Annotated in this window: 22 protein-coding genes; 4 read left to right on the top strand and 18 right to left on the bottom strand. The window is 62.1% G+C overall.

Going from position 1 to position 23,263, the window contains the following annotated elements:
- Positions 1-2 precede the first annotated feature (2 nt).
- From AC0ZZU_RS21585 to sdhC, 5 genes are all read right to left on the bottom strand, one after another.
- A complete protein-coding gene (locus AC0ZZU_RS21585) occupies positions 3-2,834 on the bottom strand; it encodes a 2-oxoglutarate dehydrogenase E1 component (protein WP_476343316.1) in 2,832 nt (943 codons plus the stop codon).
- 247 nt (positions 2,835-3,081) lie between these two features.
- On the bottom strand, positions 3,082-3,786 hold the full coding sequence (locus AC0ZZU_RS21580; protein ID WP_476343315.1) for a succinate dehydrogenase iron-sulfur subunit: 705 nt from the start codon (positions 3,784-3,786) through the stop codon (positions 3,082-3,084).
- An 11-nt stretch (positions 3,787-3,797) separates the two neighbouring features.
- On the bottom strand, positions 3,798-5,570 hold the full coding sequence (sdhA, locus tag AC0ZZU_RS21575; protein WP_158464928.1) for a succinate dehydrogenase flavoprotein subunit: 1,773 nt from the start codon (positions 5,568-5,570) through the stop codon (positions 3,798-3,800).
- 3 nt (positions 5,571-5,573) lie between these two features.
- The gene (gene sdhD, locus AC0ZZU_RS21570) at positions 5,574-5,942 is read right to left on the bottom strand and encodes a succinate dehydrogenase, hydrophobic membrane anchor protein (RefSeq protein WP_158461908.1); all 369 of its coding nucleotides are present in this window, start codon (positions 5,940-5,942) and stop codon (positions 5,574-5,576) included.
- Complete coding sequence (sdhC, locus tag AC0ZZU_RS21565) at positions 5,936-6,322, bottom strand: succinate dehydrogenase, cytochrome b556 subunit (RefSeq protein WP_476343314.1); 387 nt, start codon at positions 6,320-6,322, stop codon at positions 5,936-5,938. The genes sdhD and sdhC overlap by 7 nt, the downstream gene beginning before the upstream one ends.
- A gap of 351 nt (positions 6,323-6,673) precedes the next feature.
- Here sdhC and gltA point away from each other — a divergent pair, with 351 nt between their 5' ends.
- The 3 genes from gltA to AC0ZZU_RS21550 all read left to right on the top strand — a co-directional run bounded on the left by gltA (position 6,674) and on the right by AC0ZZU_RS21550 (position 9,620).
- Positions 6,674-7,966 carry a citrate synthase gene (gene gltA / locus AC0ZZU_RS21560; RefSeq protein ID WP_476343313.1) on the top strand — a complete coding sequence of 431 codons (1,293 nt, stop codon included), beginning with the start codon at positions 6,674-6,676 and terminating at the stop codon, positions 7,964-7,966.
- A gap of 209 nt (positions 7,967-8,175) precedes the next feature.
- Complete coding sequence (locus AC0ZZU_RS21555; RefSeq protein WP_476343312.1) at positions 8,176-8,937, top strand: hypothetical protein; 762 nt, start codon at positions 8,176-8,178, stop codon at positions 8,935-8,937.
- A 32-nt stretch (positions 8,938-8,969) separates the two neighbouring features.
- Positions 8,970-9,620, top strand: coding sequence for a hypothetical protein (locus AC0ZZU_RS21550; protein ID WP_476343311.1), 651 nt, complete (start codon positions 8,970-8,972; stop codon positions 9,618-9,620).
- 46 nt (positions 9,621-9,666) lie between these two features.
- Here AC0ZZU_RS21550 and AC0ZZU_RS21545 read toward each other — a convergent pair whose 3' ends face one another.
- The 9 genes from AC0ZZU_RS21545 to AC0ZZU_RS21505 all read right to left on the bottom strand — a co-directional run bounded on the left by AC0ZZU_RS21545 (position 9,667) and on the right by AC0ZZU_RS21505 (position 16,548).
- A complete protein-coding gene (locus AC0ZZU_RS21545) occupies positions 9,667-10,272 on the bottom strand; it encodes an START domain-containing protein (RefSeq protein ID WP_476343310.1) in 606 nt (201 codons plus the stop codon).
- 32 nt (positions 10,273-10,304) lie between these two features.
- Positions 10,305-10,559: a YkgJ family cysteine cluster protein gene (locus tag AC0ZZU_RS21540; protein WP_476343309.1), complete on the bottom strand. Its 255-nt coding sequence runs from the start codon at positions 10,557-10,559 to the stop codon at positions 10,305-10,307.
- Between the two features lie 118 nt (positions 10,560-10,677).
- The gene (locus AC0ZZU_RS21535; RefSeq protein ID WP_476343308.1) at positions 10,678-11,154 is read right to left on the bottom strand and encodes a hypothetical protein; all 477 of its coding nucleotides are present in this window, start codon (positions 11,152-11,154) and stop codon (positions 10,678-10,680) included.
- 60 nt (positions 11,155-11,214) lie between these two features.
- Positions 11,215-12,657 carry an aminotransferase-like domain-containing protein gene (locus AC0ZZU_RS21530; protein ID WP_476343307.1) on the bottom strand — a complete coding sequence of 481 codons (1,443 nt, stop codon included), beginning with the start codon at positions 12,655-12,657 and terminating at the stop codon, positions 11,215-11,217.
- 133 nt (positions 12,658-12,790) lie between these two features.
- Positions 12,791-13,600: an OmpA family protein gene (locus AC0ZZU_RS21525; RefSeq protein ID WP_476343306.1), complete on the bottom strand. Its 810-nt coding sequence runs from the start codon at positions 13,598-13,600 to the stop codon at positions 12,791-12,793.
- Complete coding sequence (locus tag AC0ZZU_RS21520) at positions 13,597-13,950, bottom strand: DUF4398 domain-containing protein (protein WP_476343305.1); 354 nt, start codon at positions 13,948-13,950, stop codon at positions 13,597-13,599. Before AC0ZZU_RS21520 ends, AC0ZZU_RS21525 begins: the two co-directional genes overlap by 4 nt.
- Positions 13,951-13,959: 9 nt before the next feature.
- Positions 13,960-14,784, bottom strand: coding sequence for a substrate-binding periplasmic protein (locus AC0ZZU_RS21515; RefSeq protein WP_476343304.1), 825 nt, complete (start codon positions 14,782-14,784; stop codon positions 13,960-13,962).
- 85 nt (positions 14,785-14,869) lie between these two features.
- On the bottom strand, positions 14,870-15,799 hold the full coding sequence (locus tag AC0ZZU_RS21510) for an electron transfer flavoprotein subunit alpha/FixB family protein (protein ID WP_476343303.1): 930 nt from the start codon (positions 15,797-15,799) through the stop codon (positions 14,870-14,872).
- Positions 15,799-16,548 carry an electron transfer flavoprotein subunit beta/FixA family protein gene (locus tag AC0ZZU_RS21505; protein WP_476343302.1) on the bottom strand — a complete coding sequence of 250 codons (750 nt, stop codon included), beginning with the start codon at positions 16,546-16,548 and terminating at the stop codon, positions 15,799-15,801. The genes AC0ZZU_RS21510 and AC0ZZU_RS21505 overlap by 1 nt, the downstream gene beginning before the upstream one ends.
- 542 nt (positions 16,549-17,090) lie before the next feature.
- On the opposite strand from AC0ZZU_RS21505, the gene AC0ZZU_RS21500 reads away from it, so the two are divergent.
- Positions 17,091-18,755, top strand: a complete 1,665-nt coding sequence (locus AC0ZZU_RS21500; protein WP_476343301.1) for an electron transfer flavoprotein-ubiquinone oxidoreductase — start codon at positions 17,091-17,093, stop codon at positions 18,753-18,755.
- 93 nt (positions 18,756-18,848) lie between these two features.
- On the opposite strand, the gene AC0ZZU_RS21495 is transcribed toward AC0ZZU_RS21500, so the two are convergent.
- From AC0ZZU_RS21495 to pvdP, 4 genes are all read right to left on the bottom strand, one after another.
- Positions 18,849-20,153 (bottom strand): MFS transporter, encoded by a 1,305-nt coding sequence (locus tag AC0ZZU_RS21495; RefSeq protein ID WP_476343300.1) that lies wholly within the window; start codon positions 20,151-20,153, stop codon positions 18,849-18,851.
- 69 nt (positions 20,154-20,222) lie between these two features.
- A complete protein-coding gene (locus AC0ZZU_RS21490) occupies positions 20,223-20,708 on the bottom strand; it encodes a histidine kinase (RefSeq protein WP_476343299.1) in 486 nt (161 codons plus the stop codon).
- Between the two features lie 169 nt (positions 20,709-20,877).
- The gene (locus tag AC0ZZU_RS21485; RefSeq protein ID WP_476343298.1) at positions 20,878-21,354 is read right to left on the bottom strand and encodes a sigma-70 family RNA polymerase sigma factor; all 477 of its coding nucleotides are present in this window, start codon (positions 21,352-21,354) and stop codon (positions 20,878-20,880) included.
- A gap of 124 nt (positions 21,355-21,478) precedes the next feature.
- Entirely contained in the window at positions 21,479-23,095 is a 1,617-nt protein-coding gene (gene pvdP / locus AC0ZZU_RS21480) for a pyoverdine maturation tyrosinase PvdP (protein ID WP_476343297.1), read from the bottom strand.
- Positions 23,096-23,263 lie beyond the last annotated feature (168 nt).

The raw sequence follows: 23,263 nt of genomic DNA, 5'->3' as shown, positions 1-23,263 counted from the left end.
CATTAAACGTTGAAGGCATCTTTGAGCAGCTTTTCTTGCTGCTCCGCGTGCATCGAAGCGTAACCGCAGGCGGGTGCCGCCGAAGCGTCACGGCCGGCGTACTCCAGGAACAGCGCCTTGTTGTGGCGGCCCAGAATACGGCGCATGTGATGCTGGCTGCTGTACCAGGCGCCCTGGTTCATCGGTTCTTCCTGACACCACACTGCATGCTTCAGGTTGGTGTACGGCGCGAGGATCTCGACAAGATCATCCTCAGGGAACGGATACAGTTGTTCGATACGCACGATGGCGATGTCTTCACGGCCTTCGGCACGGCGTTTTTCCAGCAGGTCGTAGTAGACCTTGCCGCTGCACAGCACCAGGCGCTCGACCTTGGCCGGATCGAGGGTGTCGATTTCCGGGATCACGGTCTGGAACGAGCCTTCGGCCAGGTCCTCGAGCGTCGAGACTGCCAGCTTGTGGCGCAGCAACGACTTGGGCGTCAGTACGATCAGCGGCTTGCGCAGCGGACGGATGACCTGACGGCGCAGCAGGTGATAGATCTGCGCTGGCGTGGTTGGCACGCAGACCTGCACGTTGTGCTCGGCACACAGTTGCAGGTAACGCTCCAGACGCGCCGAGGAGTGCTCAGGCCCCTGCCCTTCATAGCCGTGCGGCAGCAGCATGGTCAGGCCGCACAGACGGCCCCACTTGTGCTCGCCACTGGTGATGAACTGGTCGACGACCACCTGGGCACCGTTGGCGAAGTCACCGAACTGGGCTTCCCAGATTACCAGCGCATTCGGCTGGGTGGTCGAGTAACCGTATTCGAAGGCCAGGACCGCCTCTTCGGACAGGAACGAATCGTACAGGTCGAAACGTGGCTGGCCTTTATAGAGGTTCTGCAGCGGGATGTAGGTGCTGGCGTCCTTCTGGTTGTGCAGCACCGCATGGCGGTGCGAGAAGGTGCCACGGCCGATATCCTGACCCGTCATGCGGATCGGGTGACCTTCGAACGCCAGGGTCGCGTACGCCATGGTTTCGGCGTAGCCCCAGTTGATCGGCAAGCCGCCGGCCTGCATCTTCTGGCGGTCTTCGTAGATCTTCGAGACCTGGCGCTGGACGACGAAGCCTTCCGGCAGCTCGAGCAGCTTGGCCGACAGCTCTTGCAGGGTCTTGAGGTCGAAGCGGGTGTCGTGGCGCGCAGTCCAGGCGTGTCCCAGGTACGGACGCCAGTCGACGAACAGCTCCTTGTTCGGCTCCTTGACCAGGCTCTTGACCACATGCAGGCCATTGTCGAGCGCGCTGCGGTACTCGTCGATCTTGGTCTGGGCGCGATCGGCGTCGATGCGGCCTGCCTGGATCAGGCTTTCGGCATACAGCTCGCGCGTGGTGCGCTGCTTGGTGATCTGCTGGTACATCAGCGGCTGGGTGCCGTTGGGCTCGTCCGCCTCGTTGTGGCCGCGGCGGCGGTAGCAGACCAGGTCGATGACCACGTCACGCTTGAACTGCATGCGATAGTCGATGGCCAGCTGGGTCACGAACATCACCGCTTCCGGATCGTCACCGTTGACGTGCAGGATCGGCGCCTGGATCATCTTGGCGACGTCGGTGCAGTACTCGGTGGAACGCGAATCCAGCGGGTTGCTGATCGTGAAGCCAACCTGGTTGTTGATCACGATGTGCACTGTGCCGCCGGTCTTGAAACCGCGGGTCTGCGACATCTGGAAGGTCTCCATGACCACGCCTTGACCGGCGAATGCCGCGTCACCGTGGAGGGAGATCGGCAGGACCTTGTCGCCGACGGTATCGTTGCGGCGGTCCTGACGGGCCCGGACCGAACCTTCCACCACCGGCGAGACGATCTCCAGGTGGGAAGGGTTGAACGCCATGGCCAGGTGGACTTCGCCACCGGCGGTCATCACGTTGGACGAGAAGCCCTGGTGGTATTTCACGTCACCGGAACCGAGCTCGACCTTCTTCTTGCCTTCGAACTCGTCGAACAGCTCACGCGGATTCTTGCCGAAGGTGTTGACCAGCACGTTCAGACGGCCACGGTGGGCCATGCCGATCACGACTTCCTTGGTGCCGTATGAACCGGAACGTTGGATCATCTCGTCGAGCATCGGGATCAGGCTTTCGGCGCCCTCCAGACCGAAGCGCTTGGTACCTGGGTACTTGGTACCCAGGTACTTCTCCAGGCCCTCGGCCGCGGTGATGCGCTCAAGCAGGTGAGTCTGCACGTCGGCGGAAAATTCCGGGCGGCCACGGACGCTTTCGAGACGCTGCTGGAACCAGCCGCGCTGCTCGGAATCGACGATGTGGGTGAACTCGGCGCCAATGGTGCGACAATATGTCTTCTGCAGCGCGTCGAGGATTTCGCGTAGGCTCGCCTCCTCTTTGCCGATGAACAGGTCGCCGGCACGGAAGGTCGTATCAAGATCGGCATTGGTCAAGCCGTAATGATTGATCGACAGGTCTACGGGCGCAGGTCGCTGCCACAACCCCAAGGGGTCGAGCTTGGCAGCCTGATGACCGCGCATGCGATAGGCCTGGATCAATCGCAATACTTCAACCTGCTTCTTCTCGTGTTCACTGCTCACGCTCCCGGCAGATACCGGTTGGGCGCGGCGCTGGTTCTTCGCCAGCAATACGAAATGGTCGCGGATCGTCGAGTGCGATACATCGGTAGCGGTGCTGCCTTCGGCGGGCAACTTCTGGAAGTAGGTGCGCCACTCTTCTGGCACAGCGTTAGGGTCGTGCAGGTAGAGCTCGTAGAGCTCTTCCACATATGCAGCGTTACCACCTGAAAGGTGGGCGCTTTCCCACATGCGCTGCATCACGCTTTCTTGCATGCTTGGTCACCCTCGGTTAGGGGACTGATCGGCAAGAGCCACAGCGAATGGGAAAAGCCCTAGAACAGCGACTGAACCAAGCCACCGAGGATCCTGCAGATTTTCCGGGTACCAGCCCGGAAGCCCCTGCTGGTCTCATATCTTCATAGGTAAGAGCCTGGGCTTTGTGAGCCCCCGACTCGAGTTTCACCGCGGTGCGGGCTGAGGCCCGCACCTTGGTGTGCTACGGGTACAACACTTGCTTCAATCAGGTGCCGCTTTGCAGCAGCATGTTGCGTACGTGGCCGATTGCCTTGGTCGGGTTCAGACCTTTGGGGCAAACGTTGACGCAGTTCATGATCCCGCGGCAGCGGAACACACTGAACGGGTCATCCAGGGACGCCAGGCGCTCCTGGGTCTTGGTATCACGGCTGTCGGCCAGGAAACGATAGGCTTGCAGCAGCGCGGCAGGACCCAGGAACTTGTCAGGGTTCCACCAGAACGACGGGCAAGAGGTCGAACAGCACGCGCACAGGATGCACTCGTACAGACCGTCCAGCTTGTCGCGTTCCTCAGGCGTCTGCAGGCGTTCGATAGCCGGCGCCGGGGTGTCGTTCTGCAGGAACGGCTTCACCTTCTCGTACTGCTTGTAGAAGATGCTCATGTCGACGACCAGGTCACGAATGACCGGCAGGCCAGGCAGCGGGCGCAACACCAGCTTGTTGCCCTTGACCACGGCCGACAGCGGCGTGATGCACGCCAGGCCGTTCTTGCCGTTGATGTTCATGCCATCGGAACCGCACACGCCTTCACGGCAGGAGCGACGATAGGAGAAACCCTCGTCCTGCTCCTTGATCAGCGCCAGAACGTCCAGCACCATCAGATCCTTGCCACCGGTGTCGACCTGGAAGGTCTCGGTTTTCGGCGCGGAATCGATATCCGGGTTGTAACGATAGACTTCGACTTTCAACATAGCGGCCACCCTTAGTAAGTCCGGACTTTTGGTTCGAACGCCGGTACGGTCTTCGGCGCGAAGTTGACTGCACGCTTGGCAACCCGCTTCTCACCTGGGAAGTACAGGGTGTGGCACAGCCAGTTTTCGTCGTCACGGTCTTCAAAGTCTTCACGGGCATGAGCGCCGCGGGACTCTTTACGTACTTCTGCGGCAATCGCCGTAGCTTCTGCGACTTCCAACAGGTTCTGCAGTTCCAATGCTTCGATACGCGCGGTATTGAAAGCCTGGGACTTGTCGTTGATCTTGACGTTGGCGATGCGCTCGCGCAGGCCAGCCAGTTGCTCGATGCCCTTCTGCATGTATTCGCCGGTACGGAACACACCGAAGTAGTTCTGCATGCAGCTCTGCAGCTCGCGGCGCAAGGTGGCGACGTCTTCGCCCTCGGTGCGCTCGTTGAGCTTGCTCAGGCGGTTGAGCGCGACTTCGATGTCGGTGTCGCTGGCGTCGCGGTATTCGATACCGTCGGTCAGCGCCTTCTCGAGGTGCAGGCCGGCGGCACGGCCGAAGACCACCAGGTCGAGCAGCGAGTTGCCGCCCAGGCGGTTGGCACCGTGAACCGATACGCACGCCACTTCACCGACCGCGAACAGGCCCGGAATGATGTGGTCCACGCCATCGGCGTCCTGGGTCATGGCCTGGCCATGAATGTTGGTGGCAACGCCGCCCATCATGTAGTGGCAGGTCGGCACGACCGGCACCGGCGCGACGACAGGGTCGACGTGGGCGAAGGTCTTGGACAGCTCGCAGATGCCTGGCAGGCGGCTGTGCAGCACTTCCTCGCCCAGGTGGTCGAGCTTGAGCATCACATGGTCGCCATCAGGACCACAGCCGTTGCCGGCGATGATTTCCTTGACCATGGAACGAGCCACGACGTCGCGGCCTGCAAGGTCCTTGGCGTTCGGAGCATAACGCTCCATGAAACGCTCGCCATGCTTGTTGATCAGGTAACCACCCTCACCACGGCAGCCTTCGGTGACCAGCACACCAGCGCCGGCGATGCCGGTCGGGTGGAACTGCCACATTTCGATGTCCTGCACCGGCACGCCGGCGCGCAGGGCCATGCCGACACCATCGCCGGTGTTGATCAGGGCGTTGGTGGTGGAGGAGTAGATACGGCCTGCACCGCCGGTGGCCAGGACGGTGGCCTTGGCGCGGATGTACTGGGTCTCGCCGGTTTCGATGCAGATCGCGATCACACCGACGAAGGCGCCGTCCTGGTTCTTCACCAGGTCAACGGCGTAGTACTCGTTCAGGAACGTGGTGCCTGCCTTCAGGTTGCCCTGGTACAGGGTATGCAGCAGCGCGTGACCGGTACGGTCGGACGCGGCGCAGGTACGTGCCGCCTGGCCGCCCTTGCCGAAGTCCTTGGACTGGCCACCGAACGGACGCTGGTAGATACGGCCGGTCTCGGTACGCGAGAACGGCAGGCCCATGTGGTCCAGCTCGAAGACCGCGGCCGGACCTTCCTGGCACATGTATTCGATAGCGTCCTGGTCACCGATGTAGTCCGACCCCTTGACGGTGTCGTACATGTGCCAGCGCCAGTCGTCGTTCGGGTCTGCCGAAGCGATGGCGCAGGTGATGCCACCCTGGGCCGAGACGGTGTGCGAACGGGTCGGGAAGACCTTGGTGATCACGGCGGTCTTGTGACCGCCCTGGGCCAGCTGCAGCGCAGCGCGCATGCCGGCACCGCCACCACCAACAATGATGGCGTCGAAAGAAATCGTTGGAATAATAGCCATGAATCAGATACCCCAGAGAATCTGCACACCCCAGACGAAGTAGGCGAACATCGCAACGCCACACACAGCCTGGAACAGGAAACGGATCGCAGTCGCCGACTTGCCGAACGCCATTGGGGTCAGGTAGTCGGTCGCGATGGTCCACATGCCGACCCAGGCGTGAGCGCCCAGGGCCACAAGGGCCAACAGACTGAAGATACGCATCGCGTTATTGGAGAACAGAGCGTGCCACTGGACATAATCGATGCCAGGGTGCGCCACGAGGTAGCCGATCAGGAAGATGAAATAAGCCGCGAGAACGACCGCAGATACGCGCTGCGCCATCCAGTCATAGAGGCCCGAACGCGACAGGTTCGTGACATTGGTTACCATATCCAAACTCCCGCCAGAACGATCACCACCACGGAGATGACGATGACAATTTTCGAGCCCAGCTTGCCGCCTTCCAGCGTCTCACCGATGCCCATGTCCATGATCAGGTGACGAACACCCGCCACCAGGTGATACAGCAGGGCGGACAGCAGGCCCCAGGCCACCAGCTTGGCCAGCGGGCTGGTCAGGCCCGCCTTCACGTCTTCGAAACCTTCTGGCGAATCCAGCGACTTGCCCAATGCGTAAAGCATGATGGCCAGGCCGACAAACAGGATGACGCCGGAAATACGGTGAAGAATGGACGTGTATGCGGTGATCGGGAGTTTGATGGTCCTTAGGTCTAGGTTTACAGGTCGTTGGCTTTTCACGGCTTTTTTCACACTGAAGAGCCCCTAGCTAACAGGGCAAAGTTGTTGGTAAGTGTACTGGTCAGGTACCCACCACCCGGGGAACAGCGACCCCCAGCAAAACGGGCTTGCAAGCCCTTGGCGGTCGGCTGCCGAGTATAGACAGTTAGGCTGCTTATGACAACGTGAGGGACTCGCCCGAATAGCGCATTGCCTTTCTCGGATAAAAGGCGTAAACGACCGATAATTTCGCGGAAAACCCCCCGGTTGACAGGGTTTTCAAGCAGCCTTTAGGCAAATTGACATCTGGATTTATCCCTCTATAGTGGTGCGGGCCCTGCGTGGGGGGTTGTCTGATGATTTCAAGCATTGATAGGAGGCCACATGGCTGACAAAAAAGCGCAGTTGGTCATCGAGGGCGCAGCCCCCGTAGAGCTGCCCATTTTAACCGGCACCGTTGGTCCCGATGTTATCGACGTGAGAGGGTTGGGGGCGGCCACGGGTCATTTCACGTTCGACCCAGGCTTCATGGCGACCGCATCCTGCGAGTCGAAGATCACCTATATTGATGGCGACCAGGGTGTCCTGCTGCACCGCGGCTACCCGATCGAACAGCTCGCCGAACAGTCTGACTATCTCGAAACCTGCTACCTGCTGCTTAATGGCGAGTTGCCAAACGCCGAGCAGAAAGCCCAGTTCGTCAGCACCGTCAAGAACCACACCATGGTTCACGAGCAGTTGAAGACCTTCTTCAACGGCTTCCGCCGTGACGCCCACCCGATGGCCGTGATGTGCGGCGTGGTCGGCGCCCTGTCGGCGTTCTACCACGACTCCCTCGACATCAATAACCCGCAGCACCGCGAAATCTCGGCGGTCCGCCTGGTTGCCAAGATGCCGACCCTGGCGGCGATGGTCTACAAGTACTCCATGGGCCAGCCCATGATGTATCCGCGTAACGACCTGACCTACGCGGAAAACTTCCTGCACATGATGTTCAACACCCCGTGCGAGATCAAACCGATCAGCCCGGTGCTGGCCAAGGCGATGGACCGGATCTTCATTCTCCACGCCGATCACGAGCAGAACGCCTCCACCTCCACGGTGCGCCTGGCGGGCTCCTCGGGCGCCAACCCGTTCGCCTGCATCGCCGCCGGTATCGCCGCACTGTGGGGCCCTGCCCACGGCGGTGCAAACGAGGCGGTCCTGACCATGCTCGATGAAATCGGCGATGTCTCCAACATCGACACCTTCATCGCCAAGGCCAAGGACAAGAACGATCCGTTCAAGCTCATGGGCTTCGGTCACCGCGTGTACAAGAACCGTGACCCGCGCGCCACCGTGATGAAGCAGACCTGCGACGAAGTCCTGCGCGAACTGGGCATCAAGAACGACCCGCAACTTGAACTCGCAATGCGCCTCGAAGAGATCGCCCTGACCGATCCGTACTTCATCGAGCGCTCGCTGTATCCGAACGTCGACTTCTACTCGGGGATCATCCTCAAGGCGATCGGTATTCCAACCAGCATGTTCACCGTGATCTTCGCCCTGGCGCGCACCGTGGGCTGGATCTCGCACTGGAAGGAGATGCTCTCCAGCCCGTACAAGATCGGCCGCCCGCGCCAGCTGTACACCGGCTACGAGAAGCGCGACATCGCCAAGCTCGAAGACCGCGAGTAACACCGCTTCCGAACACCCGGCGCGCTGCCGGGCATGTTCAGACCTCGAAAAGGCCCGCTCGACGCGGGCCTTTTCAATCAGCACGCCCTTCCCTCCCAGAGATCCGACGGTTCGCGGAATTCATTCCCGCTGCCAGCGTTGACCGCCTTGATCGAATATTGATCCGCGCCCATCAGGGCCTTTCAATCACTTCGCAATAGGTTACCGACATGGATATCAACGAAAGCCTGGCCTTCTTCGAACAGCTGCAGATGGCCGCACCGCCAATGCGCCGGCTTGACGCTTATACCCTGGCCGCCCCTCCGGCGAGCGAAAGTTCTCCCACCCCCGAAGCGGGCATTCAGGAAAACAGGCTGGTGGCGTTCACCAGCGGGCTGGAGAAACATTACAAGGAGGCCGTGAAATTCTCTGTGCAGATAGCCCAGAGCGCGGCGAATGCCAAATTCGACCAACTGACCCACCGCCTGGAATGGTATGCCGAATACAGCAGGGCATTGCAATACGCAGGCTGGATCGGCAGCGACAACAAGCTGACCGAATACAGCAACGCCAAGGTGGAAGTCACCATGGAGTCGGTTGCTTTCGAACTGATCAAGCTGGCAGCGGGCCCTAACGCTGCGGTGATCGCCGAACTGGCCAACCTCGCGATCACATCTCTCAAGGGCGATACGGAGCTCACCCAAAAACTGCAAGCGGCTTCCACCAGCGGCAAGTCCGGGTCGTTTGACATAATGCCCTGCCTGCAAGTCCAGGACGATATCGTCATGTACGACCATGCAATGCGGTTCGAGCACAACAGCTCCAGTGGAGGCTTCTGGTTCTGGAGCTGGAAGGCAAGCGATGTCAGCCTGCAGCACGTCGCCAATGAAAGGACATTCAACTTCTCGCATTACCAGGGCGTCGAGGAAGCCATCAAGCGCAGGCTGGGCGACCACTCCAGCGCGTTCTTCGACAACCTGCCACTGGACTGATCCCGCAGATCGCCTTCATCGGAGGAACCCGCATGGATGATTCAGCATGGCAATTCCACCGCAGCGCCGGCACGCTCATGATCGCGCCGCCGGACCTGGGCAAGAGCGTTGTACAGGACATTCTTGATAGCATCCTGTTCGCGGAACTGGCTGCCAACAAACAACATGATCCGTTCAATGCTTCGCTTGCATGGCGCAGGACCTGGACGCGCGCCCTGGAGGCGCTTCACTGGACAGCGACAGCTTCGTCAGGCCAGGAAGAAGTACACAGGGAGGAATTCACGATCGCCTCACTGTTTGCACTATCACTCGGTACGCTGCCCGCTCCGGATCCGGCGGCACTGTTCGGCGAGCTGAAAGTGGCACACCTGCACGCACTGGAGCCCTATTGCAGGAGAAACCATGCTGAATCGACGCGACTGAGGCTGACACTTTGCCTGGCCCACAGCGCTGAACTGGTGATACTCATGGGAGTGGCGTTCGAAGCCCACACTCCCCTGGACGTGCATTGGCTTACACAGCAATATCCGGCCGCTACGCACCAGAGCATCCACATCAGCAAGACAAGCTACACCTACGCACGGCATCCGGACTATACCGCAGACCGCAGCAAGGTGATCGAACGCCTGGGCGCGAACCGCAGCCGCGAACTCGAGCGCATACAGCTTTCTCCATACCAATGAAGCCCAGCCTGGCCGGGCGATCGGCCAGGCTGCCTGGAGCGCCTGCTCAGTGCTTTTCAGCCAGCGTCTTCAACCCTCTGAGGGTGTTGAACGGTGCATCCACGACGAACTTGTTGGCCAGCCATGACGGCACGCTGCCACCAGGCTCGGTGTGCACCTGATAGATCACCTCGGTACTGTCCCCCTTGGGGACCAGTTTCCAGAAGCCCTTGACCTGCGATACGCGCACGTAACCCTGCTCGTCCGGCAAGTACGCCGGCTGCCCTTCCAGGTTGCGCACCAGGCCGCCATCAGGCTCCTGCACCGTGGTGACATGCAGGACCGAGTCACGTGGCGTCACTGGCCATGGCGTATTGAACTGGGTGTAGGTCCAACTCTGGTCACCCTCATGCTTGAGCAGTTTCTGTGATTTGCACTCATGAATCCAGGCACAGGCGCCAGACACGTCTTCCTGCAGCGCCTTGATCCTGGCCAACGGCGCCTTGATCAGCGTCACGCCGCGATAGGCCTTGTACCTGGAGCCAGCGACTTCGCTGAGCGAGACCTTGATACCCTGCTCATCCTTGACCACCTGCCAGCTCTCGGCCTGAACAGCCGGCGCCAACAGCAACCCCACCCCACACAGCAGTGCCACACGCTTGAACGATCTCATTCTGTTTTCCTTGTTGTCGAAGACCCAAGCTCTCACGCCGCCGTCACTTGCTCCAGCCAGCCAAGGAGCCTGATGGCATCGTCACTGTCGTTGCCGCATACCTCCACGTCCGCCTTGAACCCGCCACAGACCGCTGGCCGTTCCGCCTTGCCGAACAGCGCACAGAGGTTCGCCACCGACAGGTGCAGGCAACGCTCACCCGCGGGCTTGCCTGCAGGCATTCCCGGAATAGGCGAACTGATGGATGGGGCAATGCAGCAAGCGCCGCAGCCCTCTCGACATTTCATGACAACAGGCTCCTCCGAGCAGGGCGAATGAGAGTTTCTGGATAGTAACCGCACAAACAAGTGTTTGAAATTGCTGGCAAGATGAATTCTGCCGTGACCCGCCGGTCAGTGGGGAGTGCTACTGCCTGAACTGGAAATCAATGGCGGCACCTTCGACGTCGCGGCGGCTGTCATTACGCAGCTGCAGGTCCATCTCGTTACTGATCAACCGTCCATTGAGCTGGAACGGAGTATCAGTGGCGGGTTTTTCGGTGAACATCGCAGGCAGTACGGGCTTGCGCGCCAGCGGCGCGTCATCGACCTCCGGCTCGAGCTTGTTGACCAGATTGGCCGGCAGGCTCAAGTCCAGCTTGGGTTTGGGCAAGGGCTTGCTGACCGCCTTGGAAACTGCCTTGCGTTTGTGGGCAGCTGACTTGGCAGGCGCCTTGCGCGGGCTGGACGCCTGCTTGCGCAGCGGCTGGGCGGACGCGGCCGCCTTTTCCCCGGCCGCCGCAGGCTTGCCGGCCGTCGACGCCTGAGAAGCGTGCAGCGCGCTCGCCGCTAAACAGAACGGCGCCAGACATACGAGCAATACGAGAGAACGCCAGGACTTCATGGGCAACCATGGCCATCTGCCAAAACCCTATGCTCGCCGTTCCTGACGCGCGTGGCAAGCCTAGAGCAGAGCCCCGGCCGTCTCCTGGCACAGCTGGTTGGCCAGCAGACCGAGGGTCACCACCGCGCGTTCGGCCTCCTTGTTCCACGGAATCCCGCAGTTCAGGCGGATACAATGGTTGAACTGCTCGGTGTTGCTGAAGATCAATCCCGGGGCAATGCTGATGCCCTGCTGCAGGGCACGCACATGCAGTTCCTGGGTGTTGACCCTCCCCGGCAAGCTCACCCACAGGATGAAACCACCGGTTGGCCGAGTCATCTGCGTGCCCTGTGGAAAGTGCTGCTGCACGGCCAGCTGGTAGGCGCTGAGATTCTTGCGATACTCCTGCCGGATGTAACGCAGGTGCCGGTCGTACCCGCCGTTTTCAAGGTAGGACGCCACCCCCATCTGCGTCACGCTGCAGGCCGAATGGGTGGTGAACGTCTGCAGGCGCTGGATCTCGTCATGGTAGCGGCCCGCGACCATCCAGCCGATGCGCACGCCCGGCGACAAGGTCTTGGAAAAGCTCGAGCAGTAGATTACCCGGTCCAGCCGATCGAACGCCTTGAGCGCCTTGCTGCGGCCCTGCTCGAACATCAGCTCGCCATAGATATCGTCCTCGACGATCTGGATGTCGAAGTCCGAAGCCAGCCGCAGCAGCTGCTTCTGCCGCTCCTCGGGAATGGTGCCGCCCAGTGGATTGCTCAGCCTGGAGGTCAGCACCAACGCCTTGATCGACCACTGGTTGGCCGCCAGCTGCAGGGCTTCCAGGCTGATACCGGTGAAAGGGTCGCTGGGAATCTCGATGACCTTCAGGCCCAGCAGGTCTGCCAACTGCAGCAAACCGTAGTAGGTCGGCGACTCCGCGGCGATCAGGTCACCAGGCCGCGTAAGCACCCGCAGTGACATCTGCAGTGCATCCACGCAACCGTGGGTCACCACCACTTCACGCGGATCGACCAAAACCCCGGCATCACGCATGCGGATCGCGATCTGCCGGCGAAGTGGCTCGAAGCCCGGGCTGAACATGTAGCTGAAAGCCCGCGGGCTGTGAAACCGTGTCACCTTGGCTATCTGCTGGTGCAGCGCCCGCACCGGCAGGTAATCCACATGGGGGACCGCTGCGCCGAAAGGAAACACCCCATCTCGCCGCGCCTCGGCGAGCACCTGCTGGATGATACTGGCCCGAGTGACCAGACCCGGCCGCTCCACCCGCGCAATGTCCGGCGTCTGTGCGGTCAGCGCCGGCGTCTGGTGCACGTAGTAACCCGACTGCGGGCGCGCCCGGATCAGCCCCTGGTCTTCCAGGTTGGCGTACGCCTGCAGCACGGTGGCGTGGCTGACATTGAGCTGGGCGCTCATCTTGCGCACCGATGGCACGCGTTCGCCCGGCTGGTAGACACCACGGCGGATGTCATCGGCCAGTTGCTGGGCAATGCGCTGGTAGAGCAGCAGGTTGGTCATGACGGGCTCTCGTACGCGGGTGAATCGTTGTTCTTGTAAGTTCGCAGCGAAGAGAGAATACCGTAACAGTTGCCAAGTGTACCGGGACAGATTGCAGATTAACGGTTGGAAACAGGGGAGAACGCCCCTTGGCTCAGCGCATGGCGCCCAACTTTCCCTTCTCATCCGAGAACACGATCTCCACCCGCCGGTTCTGCGCCCTGCCCCGCTCGGACGCATTGGCCTCCACCGGATACTGGTCCCCGTACCCCTCTACCTGGATACGCTTCTCATCGACGCCCAGGTCGACGAGCATATCGGCGACCGCCTGGGCACGGTCGCGGGACAACGTGAGATTGTCTTCGGGCGTACCCGTGCTGTCGGTGTAGCCTTCGATGCGCACGATGCGGCGTGGGTTGAGCTGGAGGAACTGCACCAGCTTGAGCACGGTGCGGCTGGCGGAATGCTTGAGCTCGGCACGGCCGGTGTCGAACAGCACGTCGCCAAGGGTCATGACCAGGCCGCGGTCGCTGTCCTGGGTGGTCAGGCTGACAATCTGGGCCTCGACCCACTTGCCTTGCTGCTGGACGTCGGCGAGCTTTGCCTCGCGAAGAGCGAGTTGCAGGCGCTGGCGCTCCAGGTCCAGCTTGGCGAGGCGCTCCTGGTTGGCGGCGAGCTTGGTGTGCTCCCTGGCGATCTCGCTGTAGCGTTGACTGAGGTAGGCGTAATGGCGCACGTCGGCACCAGAGCCGATATAGCTCGACAGGCGCTCGGCGCGGGACAGCGACTCTCCGGCGCGGATCACGTCACGCGGGGCACTGCGCAGCACATCCGAGTCATCCTTGACCTTCTGGAATGCTGCGCTGGCTTCATCCAGGGCCAGTTCGCTGCGCTGGCTCGCGCAGCCTTGCAGACCGACCAGGGCGAGGACGGCCAGGGCTGCCAGTGGTTTGACAGGTTTCATGGCTGCACCTCCAGTTGTTTGCGCAAGCGCGTGACCCGCGATTGCAGCAACTGGACCTGCTCTTCGCTTTTCTGCGTCAGGACCCGTGCCTCTGCCAGGCGGGCGTCAAGCTCTGCCTGCTCGGCGCGGATGCGTGCGTCACGGTGATCTTCGGTAGCCATGTCGCTACGCGCGCGCGCCAGCTTGTCCTCGGCTGTCTTGAGCTCCGCCACCTGGTCGGTGGCGCCCACGGCCTTGGCCTGCTCGAGCGCCTGCTCGGACAGACGCAGCTGTTCAGCCGGGGCCGGATCATTGGCACAGCCAGCCAGGCCCAATGTGGCCAGTGCAAGGAGTAGCGGTTGAATTCTCACACAATCTTCCTACTGTTTAGGGACGTCCAGCGGCGCCTGCATCTGCGTCTTCCAGCGCTCGACATTACGCTGCAGCACCACCCGAGACTCACCGGAGGTCGATGATTCTGTCAGCTTTTTTGCCAATTGTCCGCGCAACCAGGCGTCGTTGCAGGCCGAGTTGTGAGACAGGGCAAGGTACAGCCCCGGCCGATCCAGAGGCAGGCCACGCGCGATGAGGTCATCGCTCATGCCCAGGCTCTGAACCATGGCCATGCCTGAATAACGCCCTGCGAGCACATAGTCGACCTGGCCAAGCAGCAGCTTCTGGAAAGCCTGGGTAAGGTTCTGCGCTGGCTCGAGCTTGAGCTGCGCCTTCGCGAACGCCTCGAAGGCCGGGGTCAACCGGGCCTTGGCCGATACGGTGCCGCGAGACTGCGCAAGATCGGCGGGGGCGTCGTAGACCAATGGCGAGTCGTGGCGTGTCCATACCAGGTAATCGTTGAGTTCCAGCGGGGGGTGCAGGAAGTCCAGCGCGGTCAGCTCTCCCGGCTGCAGCGGCGTATCGATCAACAGGTCTATCCGGCCGCTGCGAACCTCCTGCAGGGCATGCTCGCGCCTGCCGGCATGCAGCACCTCGACCGTCAGCCCCAGCTCGCCTGCGATCTGGCGAAGCAGGTCGGCATTGGCGCCGATCAGGTGCCGCGGATCCTTGGGGTCTTGCCATGAATAAGGCGGTGCATCCGGGCTTCCGGTCGCCACAAGGCGCTCGCACTTGCCCACGGCCATCACCTCTGGTGAAAGCACTGCCGCCGCGCATGCCAGCACCGTACCTGCTCGGCCAAACCACGCCATCCTCAGACCTCCTTGGCTCCAGAACGAAAAAAACCCGGCCCTCAGGGTGTGAGGGCCGGGCTTCTTTATAAGTGACGCAGGTGGATCAGACCAGCTTTTCCAGCTCGGGAATCGCTTCGAACAGGTCCGCGACCAGGCCGTAGTCCGCGACCTGGAAGATCGGCGCCTCTTCGTCCTTGTTGATCGCGACGATCACCTTGGAGTCCTTCATGCCCGCCAGGTGCTGGATGGCACCCGAGATGCCCACTGCGATATACAGCTGCGGCGCGACGATCTTGCCGGTCTGGCCGACCTGCATGTCGTTCGGCACGAAGCCTGCGTCGACGGCGGCGCGCGAAGCACCAACGGCGGCACCGAGCTTGTCGGCCAGGGCGTACAGGTGCTTGAAGTTGTCACCGTTCTGCATGCCACGGCCACCGGATACGACGATCTTGGCGGCGGTCAGCTCGGGACGGTCGGACTTGGCCAGCTCTTCGCCGACGAAGGACGACTGGCCTGCGTCATGGGCGGCGCTTACTGCTTCGACGGCGGCCGAGCCACCTTCGGCGGCAACGGCGTCAAAGCCGGTGGCACGCACCGTGATGACCTTGACCGAAGCGCTCGACTGCACGGTGGCAATGGCGTTGCCGGCGTAGATCGGACGTTTGAAGGTGTCGGCGGATTCGACCGAGATGATCTCCGAGATCTGGTCGACGTCCAGCAGCGCGGCAACGCGTGGCAGCACGTTCTTGCCATTGGAGGTTGCCGGGGCCAGCACATGGCTGTAGCCCTTGCCCAGCTCGGCCACCAGCGGCGCTACGTTTTCCGGCAGTTGGTGAGCGTAGGCTGCATTGTCGGCCACGAGTACCTTGGCGACGCCAGCGATTTTCGCGGCCGTTTCGGCCACGCCACCCACGCCCTGGCCTGCGACCAGCACATGGATGTCACCGCCGATCTTGGCGGCGGCGGCAACGGTGTTCAGGGTAGCCGGGGCAATGGCACCGTTCTCGTGTTCAGCGATAACCAGGATAGTCATTAGATTACCTTCGCCTCGTTCTTCAGTTTCTCGACCAGTTCAGCAACCGACTTGACCTTGATGCCTGCGCTGCGGGCAGCCGGCGCTTCGACTTTCAGGGTCTTGCTGGTAGAGGCAGTGGAAACGCCCAGCGCGTCTGGAGTGAAGGTTTCCAGCGGCTTCTTCTTGGCCTTCATGATGTTGGGCAGAGAAGCGTAACGCGGCTCGTTCAGACGCAGGTCGGTGGTGACGATCGCCGGCAGCTTGAGCGCGACGGTCTGCAGGCCGCCGTCGACTTCGCGGGTGACGTTGAGGGTGTCGCCTGCAACTTCCACCTTGGAGGCGAAGGTGCCCTGGGCGTAGCCATTCAGCGCGGCGAGCATCTGGCCGGTCTGGTTGTTGTCACTGTCGATGGCCTGCTTGCCAAGGATCACCAGCTGCGGCTGCTCCTTGTCGACGACCGCCTTCAGCAGCTTGGCCACGGCCAGGGAGTTGAGTTCCTCGGCGGACTCGACCAGCACGGCGCGGTCAGCACCGAGGGCCAGCGCGGTGCGCAGTTGCTCCTGGGCGGTGGCCGGGCCGATGGTCACGACGACGATCTCGGTCGCTACGCCTTTTTCCTTCAGGCGTACGGCTTCCTCGACGGCGATCTCGCAGAAGGGGTTCATGGACATCTTTACGTTGGCAAGGTCGACGCCGGAGTTGTCCGCCTTTACGCGAACCTTGACGTTGTAGTCGACCACTCGTTTGACAGCTACAAGAACCTTCATGGATTCCTCGTTACTCTCCGGTGAAAAGAATGTCGCCTGGGACAGGCCCGGCGATTGCGCGTGGGTACAAGGACACCTCCAAAGACTTTTCGGGACCTGTGAATCCACAACTGACCGAACAGTGCTGTTTCCACCCTGCGGCTTAAAACCACCGGGCATTTTCTGTCGTGACGTGTAGAATTCACTACAAAGCGGGCCGCGGCATGCGGGGCCTGCCTTTTACCAGGTCTTTAGAGGTGCACCTGCATCCGCCGTTCAGCCTACGGCGAGCGTAAAACCGCTCGTATCTTGACCGTAACGCCTAGTCGGGTCAATACGGCAAATCGGCCAGCTTCCAGCCGCGCTCCTGTGAATTTACTGGGCTTCGGCAAATTCAAACAAACGTTTGTATTGGACCCGCCAAGTGGTGTAGTTATAATGCGCGGCCAAGACAAAGCGGTGTAGTCCGTCATCTTCAAAGCTACAGCCAGCGCAGCTGTACGTGACCGCTCGACACCCAACAGACAAAGCAACAGCGATGAGCCTTGAGTAGGAGAGAACCTGTGGAACGCGAATACATGGAATTCGACGTGGTCATTGTCGGCGCTGGGCCGGCGGGCCTGTCCGCCGCCTGCCGCCTGAAGCAGAAGGCCGCCGAAGCCGGTAACGAGATCAGCGTCTGCGTGGTCGAGAAAGGCTCCGAGGTAGGTGCCCATATCCTCTCCGGCGCGGTGTTCGAGGCGCGCGCCCTGAACGAGCTATTCCCCGACTGGAAGGCGCTCGGCGCCCCGCTGAACACCGAGGTCAAGCGCGACGACATCTACGTGCTCAAGGATGAAGGCAGCTCGGTCAAGGTCCCTGACCTGTTCGTGCCCAAGACGATGCACAACCACGGCAACTACATCATCTCCCTGGGCAACCTGTGCCGCTGGCTGGCCCAGCAGGCCGAGAACCTGGGCGTAGAGGTCTATCCAGGCTTCGCCGCCCAGGAAGCGCTGATCGACGAGAACGGCGTGGTGCGCGGCATCCTTACCGGTGACCTTGGCGTGGATCGCGAAGGCAACCCGAAGGATGGCCTGTACACCCCAGGCATGGAACTGCGCGGCAAGTACACCCTGTTCGCCGAAGGCTGCCGTGGCCATATCGGCAAGCAACTGATCCGCCGCTTCAACCTCGACAGCGATGCCGACGCGCAGCACTACGGCATCGGCCTCAAGGAAATCTGGGAAATCGACCCGGCCAAGCATGAGCAAGGCCTGGTGGTGCATACCGCCGGCTGGCCGCTCAACGTGGTCGGCAACGAGAACACGGGCGGTTCCTTCCTGTATCACCTGGAGAACAACCAGGTCGTGGTGGGGCTCATCGTCGACCTGTCCTACGCCAACCCGTTCCTGTCGCCGTTCGACGAGTTCCAGCGCCTCAAGCACCACCCGGTGATCAGCCAGTACCTCGAAGGCGGCAAGCGCATCAGCTACGGCGCGCGCGCCATTGCCAAGGGCGGCTTGAACTCGCTGCCCAAGATGATCTTCAACGGCGGCGCACTGATCGGCTGCGACCTGGGCACCCTGAACTTCTCCAAGATCAAGGGCAGCCACACCGCCATGAAGTCCGGCATGCTCGCTGCCGAAGCGATTGCCGAGGCCCTGGCCGCAGGCCGTGAAGGCGGCGACCTGCTGACGGGTTATGTCGAGTCGTTCAAGGCCAGCTGGGTGCATGACGAGCTGTTCGCCAGCCGCAACTTCGGCGCCGCGCTGCACAAGTTCGGGCCGCTGCTGGGTGGTGCGTTCAACTACATCGACCAGAACTGGTTCGCCGGCAAGCTGCCGTTCACCCTGCGTGACACCAAGCCTGACTATGCCTGTCTCAAGCTGGCGGCCGACTCGAAGAAAATCGACTATCCCAAGCCTGACGGCAAGCTCAGCTTCGACAAGCTCAGCTCGGTGTTCCTCTCCAGCACCAACCACGAGGAAGAGCAGCCTTGCCACCTGAAGCTCACCGACCCGAGCATCCCGATCGCCAGCAACCTGCCGCTGTACGACGAGCCGGCCCAGCGTTATTGCCCGGCAGGCGTGTATGAGGTGATCACCCAGGAAGACGGCGCCAAGCGCTTCCAGATCAACGCGCAGAACTGCGTGCACTGCAAGACCTGCGACATCAAGGATCCAGCCCAGAACATCACCTGGGTAGCGCCGGAAGGCGCGGGCGGGCCGACCTACCCGAATATGTAAGCGCCTCACCCAGCCGTAATGAAAAGCCCCCTGGTCCTCTGGAACAGGGGGCTTTTCTGTGGCCGGGGAGATGCGCTGCGCACCTCATGGCCATTACGCAATCCTTACCTCACCCCCGACCGACTCCAGACGCCCGAAATACGCCGCCGTCAACGCCCCCACCGCCCCCATCACCAGACAGAACCCGGCACACACCCACGGGCTCCAGGGCATCAGTGCGATCAGCGCCAGCGGCGTGGTGCTGGCCCACAACGCGTAGGCGACGTTGTAGGTAAAGGAAATGCCCGACACGCGAATCTCGGCAGGGAACAGCCCGACCATCACCGAAGGCACCACTCCCACCACTCCGCAGGACAGCCCGGCCAACGCATAGGCAAGCCCCGTCCAGCCCCACTCCCCCACCAGGGTGGCATACAGCCCCCCAATGCCCAGCGGCAGCAGCAGGCTGTAGATCAGCAAGGCCCGCCAGGCACCAAGGCGGTCGACCAGCAAGCCGGCCAGGACGCAGCCAAGATTGAGAAAGACGATACCGACGCTGCTCAGGGCGAAGGTGTGCCCCGCGCTCATGCCAAAGCGTTGCTGCATCACGGTCGGGGTGATCACCACCAGTACCACCACGGCGGACGTCAGTACGCAGGTCAGCAAGGCAGCCGGGATCAGCGCCCGGCGGTGCTCGCTGAGCACCTGGCGCAGCGGAAAGGCCACCGGCTGCTCACGCCGCTCGCGCAGCGCGAGAAATACCGGTGTCTCACTCAGCCAGCGGCGCAGCCAGACCCCGATGACGCCAAACACGCCACCGAGCAGGAAAGGATACCGCCAGGCGTAATCCAGGATTTCCTGAGGCGTGAACATCTGCGCCAGAAGCGTCGCAGTCAGAGCACCCAGCAAGTAGCCAAACGTCAGCCCCGCCTGCAGGAAACCCAGGGCGTAGCCGCGCCGCCCGGGCGGGGCGTGCTCGGCCACGAAGGTCCAGGCGCTGGGCACCTCGCCTCCCACCGCAGCGCCCTGGAGGATGCGCAGGCCGAGAAGGATCAACGGCGCCGCATAGCCGATCTCGGCATAGGTCGGCATCAGTCCGATCAGCAGGCACGGCACCGCCATCATCAGGATGCTCAGGCTGAACACCCGTTTGCGCCCAAGATGGTCGGCGAAGTGCGCCATGAGGATGCCGCCCAACGGTCGGGCCAGGTAGCCGGTCACAAAGATCCCGAAGCTCTGCAGCAGGCGCAGCCACTCGGGCATCTCGGGCGGGAAGAACAACTGGCTCAGGGTCAGGGCGAAGAACACGAAAATGATGAAGTCGTAGATCTCCAGCGCCCCACCCAGCGCCGCCAGGCTCAGGGTCCGGTGGTCACCACGGGTGAGCCGGGGCTGGGGGTTGGTATCGATGGCAGTCATTGAAAGCGTTCCGCGGATCGGCAAAGGGCAAGAGGATAACAAAACCCGCCGCCCGATGGCCGCTGACTGTCAGGACGGTCTGGAGAACAGCGTATCGATCAGGTAGCGCCGCCGCGCTGGAAAGCCGCTCGGACCTGACAGGCCGGGCGGCAAGGGCACCTGCCCCACCACCACCGGCCCGTCGATGATCGTCATGAATGACTCCAGCGCTTCGCTGTCGGGCACCTTGGGCAGGCTGATGCTGACCGCCTGACGCTCGGACGCGGGCACGTTCGGCACCTTGAGGTGCTGGGAATGGTAGAGCAAGGCATGCTGGATCTGGGTGCTCACCCGGCAGAATCGCGCCAGGTCGACCCCGCAATGGGTAGCCAGATCGATGTTGCCGATCAACAGGTTGAACGGCTGCAGCGCCCCCTGCACCAGGCGCTGGAGGTCTTCGAAGCACTCGACCGGTGCGATGCGGTAGTAGCCAAGGCCGTTGAGCATCTTCTCCAGCTGCAGCAGCTGGCTGGGGTGTTCGTCAGCGAGGAGAATCCGCATGGATTTATTGGGCATGTTCGGGCCTGGGCAGTAGGAAGTAGTTTCGTTCCTTGACCGAACTGCGCCGGGGCGGGCTCCTGCAGGCTCGAGGGCCTGTTACCGGGTCTGCATTGATAGTTGTAGGTAATCGAATGGAAATCAAGCGCATTACGCAGTAATTGATGCATGCCGGCGCGGCGCCCCTTCAGCCTTCCCACTCGCGCATGCGCATGCGGCAATGCTTCATGGCATTGACGATGTGTTTTTCCACGAGGCTGCGCGAGATGCCCAGGCGTTTGGCGATCTGCTGATGAGAAAGGCCGTCGAGCTTGCGCAGTAGAAAACAGTGGCGGCACGGTTCGGCCAGCTCGGCCAGTGCGCGCTGCATCAGCTCCAGCCGCTGATCCAGTTGCATGTCCACGGACGGGGCAAGCGTATGCCAGCGCTCATCGCTGTCGAGCACGTCCAGCGATTCGGTCTGCCGTACGCGCTGGCGGCGATGTCGGTCGACGACCAGGTTCAGCGCCGTGCGGTAGAGAAAGGCGCGGGGTTGCTCGATCGGCTGAGAACCGGCGCGGTCCAGTACGCGCAAGAAAGCATCATGGGCAACATCCTCGGCGGCGTGACGACTGCCAAGGCGCGCACAGAGAAAGCTGACCAACTCGCGATAGTAGTGTTCCACCCTGGCACCCGGCAGGCGCTCCTGCCGCTGCATGCGCGGCAGGAGGCAATGTGATATCAACCTCCATTATTACAAATTATAATTATTCTCAGCAACCGTCGCATCCGATCCCGTCACCTTCCCCCTACACCACCTTGAGATTTCGGGCATACCAGGGACGCTGCGGCACCTTGGGACGCAACGCGGAAAATCGCTCCTCATTGCCGTAGATGAGCCGGATCGCCAGCTTCATCGTCTCCGGGTCCATCTCCACGCTCCTGCCCGGGCGCAGCCCAGGGACGGTGCTGCAGCCATGGGTATCGGGCCCCAGCCAAGGGTCGGCCACCCCGACCCAACGCCCTGGCGCGAACCAGGGCACGCCATTGACGGTCTGCCGCGTAACCTCCCCCGGATGAAAGCGCTGATGCGCGCGAAACCAGTCTTCGACGCGATCGTCGATCCAGCCATGGAAGCGCCAGAACACCGGATTCACATGGGATGAGAACGGATCGCCGAGAAAGTCGTTTTCAGCCGCGAACCAACGCCCCGCGAAATCGTGAGGGGTTCGGGCCATGGGCACGGGCATGTCATTGACCGGATCACGCGGGACCGAAGCCCAGCGCATGTGCAGCCAGTCGTGCAACCCCAGTTCGACTTCCGAGCCAAACTGTCCAAGCGTCAGTTGCGCCAGGTACTGGGCATCGGTGTAGCGCGACTCCCAGACCTGGAAGTTAGCGTGAAAGGTGTCTGCGTTCTTGATGTCGCTGACCCACTGGGTGTACTGCGTGTCCCCCGCCGCCAACCAGGTCGGCGGCAAGGCATTGCCGTCCTGGTTGTCGAAGTAGCGGGCAAAACCTTCGCGGTCACGCTCCAGCTCAGGCTGTGGCAGCGGAAAACTCGGCCATGAGGGCAGGTCCTGCATGGACCGGGCGGTGCCGAGCATGTGCCTGTGCATGAACAGGAAATCTTCACCCGACCCATTGCGGTCCTTGTGCCGCCCCCGGGCATCACGCTCGTTCCCCAGTGGCCCGGGCTGCCAGCCGAGGCCACGCAGTGCGCCCTGCCTGTCCTCGTCGAGCTTGTGCCACTTGTCCCGCGAGGCGTGCCATAACTGGTGAAACAGCCGATGCTCAGGCGCGACCAGCCGCGCCATCAGCGCAGCGTTCAAGGGCGTGCGTTCCCGCGCCTCGGGAAACACACGCTTGAGCGCCGTGAAACGATTGTCCTGGGCAGGCATCGCCAGGGGCCTGTCAAGGCGCAGGATGCGCCCATTGAGGGTTGCCGGGCCCGCATTGCCGAAGCGCCCCCAGACTTCATCGAGCACCATATGGCACTCGTAGCGCGGCGCCGAACTGCCCGGCCCCGTGGGTACCAGGCGCCAGCGCAGTGTTCCAGGCTTGCCCGACAGCAGGTCGCCGAGCACGCGATAGCGCGGCTCCTCTGGACTGCGCAGGCGCTCGGCGGTGTCCAGATAGCCACGCAATCCCCGTCCTCGCGCAGCCACGTCGAGAAACAGCTCCAGCCCCTCGCCCGGCAAGCCTTCGATACCTGCGTCACTGCCAAGCAGTGACCAGTCCCAGACCCCGCGCAAGGTATCCGCCAACTGTTGCCCCGCCGTGTCGGCCAACTCGACCACGGCCTCGCCGGGCGTCTCGGGAAACCCCTCCTCCCGGGCCAGCTCGCGGTGCGCGTACCAGGCAGCCGGTACGGCAACCCCCGTCAGAGCGACACCCGCGATGAAGCCGCGTCGAGAAATGGTCATCTGTCTACCTTGTATCCGCCGTTGCGGCCATCGGACATGGCCCTGTCGAACGCTAGGACGTTGTGCGGAAGGCAAAATTTAACCGCGCGGTGTTTTTCAACCCTGCCCTGTCTGCGCCCTCTTGCCCCCCCGGACCGCTAAATTTCCGCCGAGCGAGCTCGTCCTCCC

Source organism: Pseudomonas sp. JE3303 (assembly GCF_056312565.1).
Note: the sequence above shows the minus strand (reverse complement) of the source record. Positions and strands in the feature narration are given on the sequence as shown.